This window comes from Streptomyces lushanensis (genome assembly GCF_001700515.1).
GTDB lineage: Bacteria > Actinomycetota > Actinomycetes > Streptomycetales > Streptomycetaceae > Streptomyces > Streptomyces lushanensis.
Window position 1 is genome coordinate 1 of sequence record NZ_MAUD01000368.1, and the last position, 10,185, is coordinate 10,185.

General features: G+C 72.5%; 4 protein-coding genes, 2 tRNA genes and 1 pseudogene. 2 read left to right on the forward strand and 5 right to left on the reverse strand.

Annotation, left to right across the window (positions count from 1 at the left end; genetic code table 11):
* Positions 1 to 177: 177 nt before the first annotated feature.
* Positions 178 to 250, reverse strand: a tRNA-Arg gene (locus BFF77_RS26300).
* 171 nt (positions 251 to 421) lie between these two features.
* Positions 422 to 512, reverse strand: a tRNA-Ser gene (locus tag BFF77_RS26305).
* A 193-nt stretch (positions 513 to 705) separates the two neighbouring features.
* On the opposite strand from BFF77_RS26305, the gene BFF77_RS26310 reads away from it, so the two are divergent.
* On the forward strand, positions 706 to 1,245 hold the full coding sequence (locus tag BFF77_RS26310) for an SSI family serine proteinase inhibitor (protein ID WP_066954335.1): 540 nt from the start codon (positions 706 to 708) through the stop codon (positions 1,243 to 1,245).
* Between the two features lie 343 nt (positions 1,246 to 1,588).
* Positions 1,589 to 6,544, forward strand: a complete 4,956-nt coding sequence (locus BFF77_RS26315; RefSeq protein ID WP_211280316.1) for a PAS domain-containing protein — start codon at positions 1,589 to 1,591, stop codon at positions 6,542 to 6,544.
* 292 nt (positions 6,545 to 6,836) lie between these two features.
* On the opposite strand, the gene BFF77_RS26320 is transcribed toward BFF77_RS26315, so the two are convergent.
* The 3 genes and pseudogenes from BFF77_RS26320 to BFF77_RS26330 all read right to left on the reverse strand — a co-directional run.
* Positions 6,837 to 8,507 (reverse strand): long-chain fatty acid--CoA ligase, encoded by a 1,671-nt coding sequence (locus BFF77_RS26320; RefSeq protein WP_066954341.1) that lies wholly within the window; start codon positions 8,505 to 8,507, stop codon positions 6,837 to 6,839.
* A gap of 254 nt (positions 8,508 to 8,761) precedes the next feature.
* A complete protein-coding gene (locus tag BFF77_RS26325) occupies positions 8,762 to 9,430 on the reverse strand; it encodes a SigE family RNA polymerase sigma factor (protein ID WP_107422257.1) in 669 nt (222 codons plus the stop codon).
* Positions 9,431 to 9,926: 496 nt separating this feature from the next.
* Positions 9,927 to 10,185 (reverse strand): annotated as a pseudogene (locus BFF77_RS26330) (hypothetical protein); the annotation flags it as partial.

Sequence of the window (10,185 nt, forward strand, 5' to 3'; positions counted from 1 at the left end):
CCACGACCCCGCTCACCCACCACCACCACGCTCCACCCACACGTCCGCCCCCATGCCTCCCGCACAACCGCCCGCAAGGCCGGCCATGGCGGCCACACAGTTGCCCGTACGTCGCTGCCGTGCAGGCGAAAACGCCAGAGGCCCCTCAGATCTCTCTGAGGGGCCTCCGACATGCTGTGCACTCGGCAGGATTCGAACCTGCAACCTTCTGATCCGTAGTCAGATGCTCTATCCGTTAAGCTACGAGTGCTTGGCGTTCCGGGGTTTTTCTTGCCGGTCGGCGTTGCGGGAACAACATTACATGACCTGTGGCGCCAGGTGAAATCCATTGCCCACACCCTGCCTGACCTGCGGAAACACCTAAACAGGGCGGGAACGATCGAAGCCCCGGCCGAGTGGACGGGGCTTCGGTGTTGATGCGCGGAGGCGGAGGGATTTGAACCCTCGATGGGCTTTAAGGCCCAAACCGCATTAGCAGTGCGGCGCCATAGACCGGACTAGGCGACGCCTCCAGCACACCCGCGCGGGCGCGAGTGCTGCGTGCAGATGATGACACAGCCAGGTGGGGTGTCACCAATCGCTCCTCACGGTACTAGGCGGGTGGGGCCCAGAGCAAAGCCCTTACGGGTGCGCAACGCCGGAGCTCGACGCGCGTTAGAGATGTCGGGGCGCCGTCCCCGGATCCGTAACCCGTCAGGAGCTTCCATGCCGCGTCGCCTCGCCCTCACCGCCGTCGCCTCCGTGGCCGCGTCCGTCGCCGTGCTGGGCGCCCTCGCGCCCGCCGCGGGTGCCCTCGCGCCCGCCGCCGTCGCCGGGCCGTCCGCCCGCGCCGTCGCCGGACCCGTCCCCGCCGGCCCCCTCGCCCTGCCGGACCTCTCCCGCCCAGGGCTCACGGCGCCGCCGTCGACGGCTCCCTCGGGCCAGTTCACCGTCACCGTGGCGGGCAGCGGGACCGCGGCGGCCGACGGCACGTTCAAACTGACGTGCGGTCCGGCCGGCGGTACGCATCCCCGCGCGCGGGCCGCCTGCGACCGGCTGGCCCAGCTCTCCGGCGAAGGTCTGGACCCGTTCGCGCCCGTGGCCCCGGGCGCCATGTGCACCATGCAGCACGGTGGCGACGCCACCGCCCGGGTCACCGGCACCTGGCACGGCCACCGCGTCAACGCCTCCTTCAACCGCAAGAACGGCTGCGAGATCGCCCGCTGGCGCACGCTGGAGCCCGTCCTCCCGGGCGCCAGGCTGTAAGCCTCTCGGCGCCGTTCGTCGGCGCCCTGGCCGCCGGTCACCGGCCGCCGGTCACCGGCCCCGGTGATCGTCCGTTCCCGCTGGTCCCGGCCGTCCCCGCCCGAGCCGGTCCCGCCCGAGCCGTCCCGGCCCCGTGACCGGCCGATGACACTCAGCTAGGTCCTGTCCGGGCGGAGGCCATTCCGGGGTCATTCGCACACAACCCTCATCAAGGCTCCGGCTCATCCGCCGCCGCGGGCACCTCCCCAGCCCTTAGACTCCCTCCAGTGACATGCCGGGACCCGAGAGGCAAGATGGGTTCGGCCGTCAGCAAGGTGCAGTGGTTCAGGGAGGAAGCGTCGTCGTGAGCAGCAGGCCATCCCGAGGCGCTGCTCGCCTCGCGGCGATACTCGACGCACTCCCCGACGGCTTGGTGCTCGTCAACGCCAACGGCACGGTCGTCAACGCCAACACCATCGCGCTGGAGATGTTCGAGACCCCCGGCACGGCGCTGGTCGGCCGCGGGCTGCTCGATCTGCTGCCCGAGTTCGACTCCAAGCTGATCCCCGGCTCGATGCGCCGGCCCGACGCCGCCGACGCGCGCGGCCGTACGAAACCGACGCGCATGATCGCGCGGCGCACGGACGGCAGCGAGTTCCCGGCCGAGGTCACCAGCGCGAGCCTGGAGGACGGCAGGGACGCGTACAACGACTCGCACAGCTACACCGGCGACGAGCTGCTCATGCTGGTCGTACGGGATCTCTCCGGCACCATGGACACCGAGGCCGAGCTGGCCCGGTCGCAGCGCCAGACCGAGATGATCCTGCGGGCCGCCTCGGAGGGTGTCGTCGGTACGGACACCGACGGCCGGGTCGTCCTCGTCAACCCCGCGGCGGCCCAGATCCTCGGCTTCCGCGCCAGCGACCTCGGCGGCCACCAGCTCCATCCGCTGATCCTGCACTCGCGCGCGGACGGCGAGCCGTTCCCGTACGAGGACTCGCCGCTCGCCGACACGCTCAGGTCGGGACGCAAGCACCGGGTGCGCGGACAGGTCCTGTGGGCCAAGAACGGCAAGCAGGTGCCGGTCGATCTGACGACCGCGCCGGTACGGGACGGCGACCAGCTCGTCGGCGCCGTGATGACGTTCACCGACCGCCGTCCGTTCGACGACCTCACCAAGCAGCACGCCACCGAACTGACGGAGGCGGCGGAGCGGCACACGGCCGAGCTGACCGCCACGACCGACCGTCTCACCGCCGAGCTGACCGGTACGACGGACCGCCTCACCACCGAGCTGGCGGAGGCGAACGAACGGCACGCGGCCGAGCTGGCGGACCGCAGCGACCGGTACGCCGCCGAGATCGAGAAGCTCACGGAGCGGTACGGGGAGCTGGCCGGCCGGCACTCCCAGCTCACCGCCGTACTCGGCGAATCGCTGCGCGGTCCGCTGGAGGAGCTGCGCGGCGAACTGGGCACGCTCGCCGCCGACCCGGCCGGCCAGCTCTGGCCCGAGGCGAACCAGATCCTGCACCATCTGGCCGCCGGTTACGCCCGGATGACGACGCTCGTGGACAACGTCCTCGGCTACCAGCGGCTCGACGCCGGCACGGAACAGCTCGTCAAGACGAACGCCCTGCTCGACGGAGTCGTCGCGGCCGGTGTGGAGGGCGCGATCGAGCTGATCGGGCCCGGCCGGGCGCAGTTCGCGGTGCACGCCCCGCCGATCGAGGCCGAGGTGGACGCGGCGCGGCTCGCGACGGCGCTGGCGCATCTCGTCGCCGATGTGGCCGGTGTCGACTCGACGGGCCGGGCCAGGCTGATGCCGGGCGGCGGATATGTCGATTCGACGATCGTGGTGGCCGCGGCGCAGCGCGGTGATGTCGTACGGATCGAGGTACGCGGACCGTTCGCCGGTGGCGATGCGGTACATGAACCGATCGTCCGAGGGATCGTACGAGCACACGGTGGCGTGTTGCAGACGCACGAGATGCCGGGCCTGGGCGGCAGCGCGTACGTGCTGGAACTGCCGCTGGGAGAGGGCTCGGGTACGGTTCCGCCGCCCGCGCCGGTGCCGGCGTCGGTGTCGCCATCGGTGGACGCGCCGTCCGCGCCAGGACTGCCCGCGCAGCAGGCTCCCGGGACCTCGGGCGGTGGCAGGCGGCGGGCGCGTCGCTCGTCCACGGACGCGTTCCTGGAAGGTCCGGGGGAGGACGCCGGGGAGCCCACGGGACGACGGCGGGCGCGCGCGGCCGAGAGCGGGGCTCCGGGAGCGGTCGCTGGAAGCACCGGGAGCACTGGAAGCACCGGGACCGCCGGCGGGTCCGCTCTCGAAGGACAGCAAGGACAGCTTGGTCAGCAGGGGCTGATCGCGGCGATCCCGGCGCAGGATGCCGGTGGGACCGGTGGCGGCGGTACGGGGCGCCGACGCGGGCGGCCCAGCCCGGCCGAGGACGCCTCGGCCGGCGGTGCCGCGGGCGTGACGCCGTCGGCAGGACCGGGTACGGGGCCGGGCGGCGGAGTGGCCGTCGGTTCGGCCATGGCGTTGCCCGCCGCGGCTCCCTCGGAAGGGTCGGTCGTCACGGCCGCCGAGGGCGCTCGTCCGACGGGCCGGGCGGCGCTGGGCCAGGCCGTACCGCCGCAGGGTGTACCCGTGGACGCCGCGACGGCGGGCACGGGACGCCGGGCGCGGCACGGCGGGCAGAGGGCGCTTCCGGCGCTCCCTTCCGGCTCGTCCGGTTCCCCCGCTTCCCCCGGCCCGTCCGGCTCCTCCGGTTCCGGGCCGGTGGCGCCCGCGCCCGCGATCGGTCCGGGGGAGCCCATGGCGGCTGCCGCTCCCATGGCGGCTCCCGCGCCGTTCGCGCCGCCCGCACCCCCGGCACCACAGCCCGCGCCGGCGGCACCGGTCGCACCCGCGGCCCAGGCTCCGGCTCCGATCCCGCCTCCGTCTCCCGCCCCGGCTCCGATGCCCGCGCCGCTGCCTCCCGTACAGCAGGTCCCCGGGCAGTCGGTCCCCGGGCCGCAGATTCCCGGACCCCAGATTCCCGGGCCGCAGATTCCTGGACAGCAGGTTTCCGGACACCAGGACCATGGGCAGCAGGGCCCCGGGCAGCACGTTCCCGTCGGTGCCTCCGGAGCGCAGCAGCCCGCCGGACGGCGTGCCCGGCGCGCCCTGGCCCCCGCGCAGGAGCGGCATACGGAACGGCCCGCACCCGCGGAGTCCGAGGGTGCCCGCAGCGCCTTCGCCCTGCCGCCCGCCGCCGCCGACCGCGGTCCGTCGCCCGCTCCGGCCCCGTCCCCGGCTGCGCCGAGCAGGCCGGCCACCCGTGCCCAGGACGCCTCGCTCCCGGGCCGCCACGACTCCGTACGTACGCGACCGGACACCGACCACACCGCCGACCACACCCCGCCGCAGGCACACCCGCTGCCCTCGGGCCGGCGCCGTGGCGGTACGGACGACACCCAGCACCCGGCGCCGCCCACCTGGCCCGAGAGCGCCGGAGGCACCGGAAACGCGGCGGGCGCGGACGGTCGTACGAGCAGCGGCACCGGCGCCATGCCCGTCGACCCGAACGGCTGGGGCACACCCGGACTCGCCATGCCCGGACAGACCCCGCCGGGACAGACCCCGCCGGGACAAACGGCGGACGGCCAGGCTCCTGGCCGACCGGTTCCCGGCCAGGACGCGAACCCCGCGTCCAACGGGCAGGGCATGCCCACCACTTCGGGCTTCGGCACGATGACCGCACCGCCGGGCTGGCCCGACGACCCGTACACCTCCGCGAACGCGGACGGCCGTACGGGCACCGACACGGGCGGCAACGCGGGAAGCATGCCGCCCGCTCAGACGCCCCCGGCGGCCCCGGGCGGTCCCGTACCGACCGCGCAGGGCGCTGCGAGCGAGCCCGCCCTCACCGATCCTCGGCATGGCGCTCATCAACCGCTGCCGCCCGCGCTTCCTCTCCCCGAGGAGGCTCCGGTCTCCCCGGACTCCACCCAGGGCCGCGCCTTCAGCGTGCGTACCCTCGGCCAGGGCGTGCCCTTCGCACACCAGCCGCCTCAGCCTCACCAGCAGCCCCAGCCCCACCAGACTCCTCAGCCGCAGGACCAGCACCCGAACCAGGGCCAGGGGCAAGGCCAGGGCCTGGGGCAGGGCCTTGGCTCGACCCCGCCCCTCGGCTCGGCCCCGTCCCTCGGCTCGGCCCCGTCCCTCAGCTCGACCCCGCCCCTCGGCTCCGGCCAGTCCCTCGGTTCGGGGCGGCGCCGTAAGCTCGGCACGCCGCCCGCCGACAGCGACGACCGCTCCGAGGCGAACGCCCTGCCGCACGCCCAGGCCCATCCGCACCCCCAACAGCAGCCGCAGACGCAGCCACAGGGCCGGCCCCACCCCGCGAGCACGTCGGCGCCGCACCCGTCGCACCCGCCCCAGCCGGGGCCCCCTCAGCCCGGTTCGCGGCTGCCCTCCGCCCATCCCGAGGGCCGGTCGTACGCGATCGGGGCACCCGACGAGGGTGCCGAAGGCCCCGAGCCGCTGGACGGTCCCGGCGGCGCGGTCGAGGTCGCCAACCGCCCTCAGCCACGGCCCGTCGACGACGAACTCCCTCCCGAGCCGCTCGACAACCCCCGCCGGCTGCTGGTCTGGCCCGCGCCGGACGTCTCCACCCAGCAGGCGCTCAGCGACCGCGGCTACCGCCCGGTGGTCGTGCACTCCCGCGAGGAGGTCGACGCCCAGATCGCCGCGTTCCCCGCCGCGCTCTTCGTCGACCCGCTGACCGGACCGATCACCCGTACCGCCCTCCAGTCGCTGCGCCAGGCCGCGGTCGCCGCCGAGGTCCCCGTACTGGTGACGGCCGGCCTGGGCCAGGCGACCCGGGAAGCGGCGTACGGCGCCGACCCCGCCGTACTCCTCAAGGCCCTGGCCCCGCGCGACAGCGAACAGCATCCGCCGCGCGTGCTGCTGATCGAGGAGCACGTGGAGATCGCGCTCGCGCTGACGGCCACGCTGGAGCGGCGCGGAATGCAGGTGGCGCGCGCGGGCACCGACGACGAGGCGGTCGCCCTCGCCTCCCAGATGCGGCCGAACCTCGTGGTCATGGACCTGATGCAGGTACGGCGGCAACGCGCGGGCATCGTCGACTGGCTGCGGGCGAACGGCCAGTTGAACCGGACTCCTCTGGTCATCTACACCTCGGCGGGAATCGACCGCGCGGAACTGCCTCGGCTCGCGTCCGGCGAGACCGTACTGTTCCTCGCCGAGCGCTCCACGAGCACCGAGGTGCAGTCCCGGATCGTCGACCTCCTCGCGAAGATCGGTACGAACTGAGGGCCGGTACGGACTGAGGGCCGGTACGGACTGAGGGCCGGTTCCAGCTGAAGACCGATACGGCCCAAAACCGGCAGGAACCCGGCCACGTCCACGAATCCGGTCCGGTCCTGCCCGACCCAGTCCGGTCCGGTCCTGCCCAACACTGGTCCAATCCCGATCAGTCCCGTCCATTCCCGTCCATTCCCGTCCTGTCCGGTCGGACAGGACAGGAGAGGACGACCGGCTCCGAGCGACTCCTCACCCTCCTCGCCTTCTTCGCCCTCCTTGAACCCGAGGAAGGTCCGTCCCCCTACACCCGAGTGACGTCCAGTTCCCCGTCCGCGTACTGCCTGCGGATCACCTTCTTGTCGAACTTCCCGACGCTCGTCTTCGGCACCACCGGCACCACCGCCCACCGCTCGGGAAGCTGCCACTTCGCGATCTTCCCGGCGAGAAACTCCTTGAGCGCCGCGTAATCGGGCGACGCGCCGTCCCTGAGGACGATGGTCGCGAGTGGCCGCTCGCCCCACTTCTCGTCCGGTACGGCCACGACCGCGGCCTCCGCCACCTCCGGATGGGCCATCAGCGCGTTCTCCAGCTCCACGCTGGAGATCCATTCACCGCCGGACTTGATGACGTCCTTGGCGCGGTCGGTGAGCGTGAGGAAGCCGTCGGGACTGATGACTCCGACATCGCCCGTGCGCAGCCAGCCGTCGGGGCTGAACTTGTCCTCCGGCTTGATCGGTTCGCCTCCCGCGCCGCCGTAGTAGGCGCCCGCGATCCATGGGCCACGTACCTCCAGCTCACCGGCCGATTCGCCGTCCCATGGCAGGAAGTCGCCACTGGGTCCGGCGAGACGGGCCTCGACGCCGGCCGGGAACCGGCCCTGGGTGATGCGGTACGGCCACTCCTCGTCCGCGGTCAGTCCGGCGGGCGGGTTGGACATCGTGCCGAGCGGCGACGTCTCCGTCATGCCCCAGGCGTGGCAGAGCCGTACACCGAGCTTGTCGTACGCCTCCATCAGCGACGGCGGACACGCGGAGCCGCCGATCGTGACGCGGGCCATGGAGGTGAGATCGCGCGGGCGCGCGGTGACCTCGGCGAGCAGTCCCTGCCAGATGCTGGGAACGGCGGCGGCGTGCGTGGGCCGCTCGCGTTCGATCATCTCGGCGAGCGGACCGGGCTGGAGGAAGCGGTCGGGCATCAGCATGTTCACGCCGGTCATAAAGGTGGCGTGCGGCAGGCCCCAGGCATTCACATGAAACTGAGGTACGACGATCAGGGTGGTGTCCCTGTCCGACAGCCCCATCGACTCCGTCATGTTGACCTGCATGGAGTGCAGATAGATCGAACGGTGCGAGTAGACGACGCCCTTGGGATCCCCGGTGGTGCCGGAGGTGTAACACATGGCCGCGGCGGTCCGCTCGTCCAGCTCGGGCCAGTCGAACGTGGTGGGGCGGCCGGCGATCAGCTCCTCGTACTCATGCACCCGCACCCGCGTGGAGGCGTCGGCGAGTGGACCACCGGCGAGCAGCGCCCGGTCGCCGGGACCGGAGACGACGACGTGCTCGACGGTCGGGAGGTGCGGGAGGAGCGGTGCGAGGAGCGGCAGCAGCGAGCCGTTCACGAGCACCACGCGGTCGGCGGCGTGGTTGACGATCCAGACGAGCTGTTCGGGCGGGAGCCGAAGATTGAGGGTGTGGAGGATCGCGCCCATGGACGGGATGGCGAGATAGGCCTCGACGTGCTCGGCGTTGTTCCACATCAGCGTGGCGACACGCTCGTCGGCGCCGACGCCGAGTTCGTCGCGCAGGGCGTTGGCGAGCCGTGTCGCGCGCCCGCCGACCTCGGCGAAGCTGCGGCGCTCCGGCTCGGGCCCGCCGGTCCAGGTCGTGACGTGCGACGACGCGCCATGGATGGTCATCCCGTGGTGCAGGATGCGGCTCACAGTCAGCGGTACGTCCTGCATGGTGCTCAGCACGGCGTCCTCCCGGTGGGCGCTAGCGCTCCGTCGCGCTATGGGTTGCGGAGATTCTGCTCACGTACCGCGCGGTATGTCACTACCCGGGAACGGAAACGAAGAGGTCTGCGGGTCTGCTGACGGTGGACCGGTACGGAGGCGACGTCCGACCGCGGCATCAGCGGACGGGAAGTCAGCAGCCGGGACGTGGGCGGACGGGACATGGGCGGACGGGACATGGGCGGACGAGTGAGGAACTGACGTCCCACCGGACGTCAGCGGACCGGGGAAAGATCCGGGTCCTCCCGGAGTTTGCCGAGCGCACGGGACACCGCGCTCTTGACCGTACCGATCGAGACTCCGAGCACCTCGGCGGTCTGGGCCTCGCTGAGGTCCTCGTAGTAGCGGAGGACGACCATCGCCCGCTGGCGGTCGGGCAGTTTCATCACCGCGCGCCACATGGCGTCGTGCAGCACCTGCCGATCGGCGGGATCCGGCGCCGGCAGGCCCGCGGGCTCGGGCAGTTCCTCGCAGGCGAACTCGTCGACCTTGCGCTTGCGCCACTGCGAGGTGCGGGTGTTGAGCAGGGCGCGGCGGACGTAACCGTCCAGGGCCCGGTGGTCCTCGATGCGGTCCCAGGCGACATACGTCTTGGTGAGGGCCGTCTGCAACAGGTCCTCGGCGTCGCACGGGTTGGAGGTGAGGGAACGGGCGGTCCTCAGCAGCACGGGCCCCCGCGCCCGTACGTACGAGGAGAACGACGCGTAGGTGGGACGGGCCGGGTGAGCCGGGTGGGCCTGGTGGCCCGGTTGGGCGGGATGCGGCGCGTACGGTACAGCGGCCACGGACGGTACGGCGGGCACGGACGGCGCGTGATGTACGTACGGCGCGTGCGGTGCCGGTTTGGCGGCCGTGGAGGCGCTCGTGCAGACAGGCGTGGTCATGGCTCCACGCTAGGAGTGAGCCCTGCCTCCGGGGATCGGCCCCAGGTCCCGAAGAGATGTCCGCCTCAGGGTGTAGGGGTGGTGTCCGCCCCACCTCCTGAAGGTGGAGGTGGGATGAGGGAGACCATCAGGGTCACCCTGGGCACGGGACGTATCCGACCGCGGACACGGCGCGAGCTGCCGGGACGTACGCGCTGCGACGAACACGACACGGACGGCCGAGACCAGGTCGGCCAGGACAGGCGCAGTCGGACATACAGGACACAGCCATACGGGATACGGACAGCCGGGACACGGGCAGCCGGACGCGGGCAGCCGGACGCGGGCGCCCGAACACGGCAGGCACGCGGACACCACGGGTGTGTGCCGACGGGCCCACGGGCACCCGGACAGCGAAGGGCGCGCGCCGCCCCACAACGGACTGCGCGACGGCACCGAAGTGCCGCCGCGCAGAACATCGTTCACCCCTCGGTCACGCCCCCCGTCGGGCCCTGTGTCACCAGTGGCTGGCGAAGTTCACCGCGATGTTCTCGTTGGACTGGTCGATGGTCGTGAAACCCGCACCGATCACGTTGGCCGTGTTGTTCTGGTTGGACGCGCCGGCGCCGGTCGCCACCTGCTGCGTGGTCGTCGAGTTGCCGAGGTTGTGTCCACCCACGCCGCCGCCGACCAGCGTCGCGACGCTCGCGTTCCACTCGTTGTCGGAGAAGGCGTCGTCGTCGGCCTGAGCCACGCCGGTGAAGAGCGCGGCGGCG

What these genes read in the sequence shown, in the direction of transcription:
- BFF77_RS26325 (WP_107422257.1), bottom strand. Translation starts at nt 9,430, where the DNA reads ATGACCACGCCTGTCTGCACGAGCGCCTCCACGGCCGCCAAACCGGCA.
- BFF77_RS26310 (WP_066954335.1), top strand. Translation starts at nt 706, where the DNA reads ATGCCGCGTCGCCTCGCCCTCACCGCCGTCGCCTCCGTGGCCGCGTCC.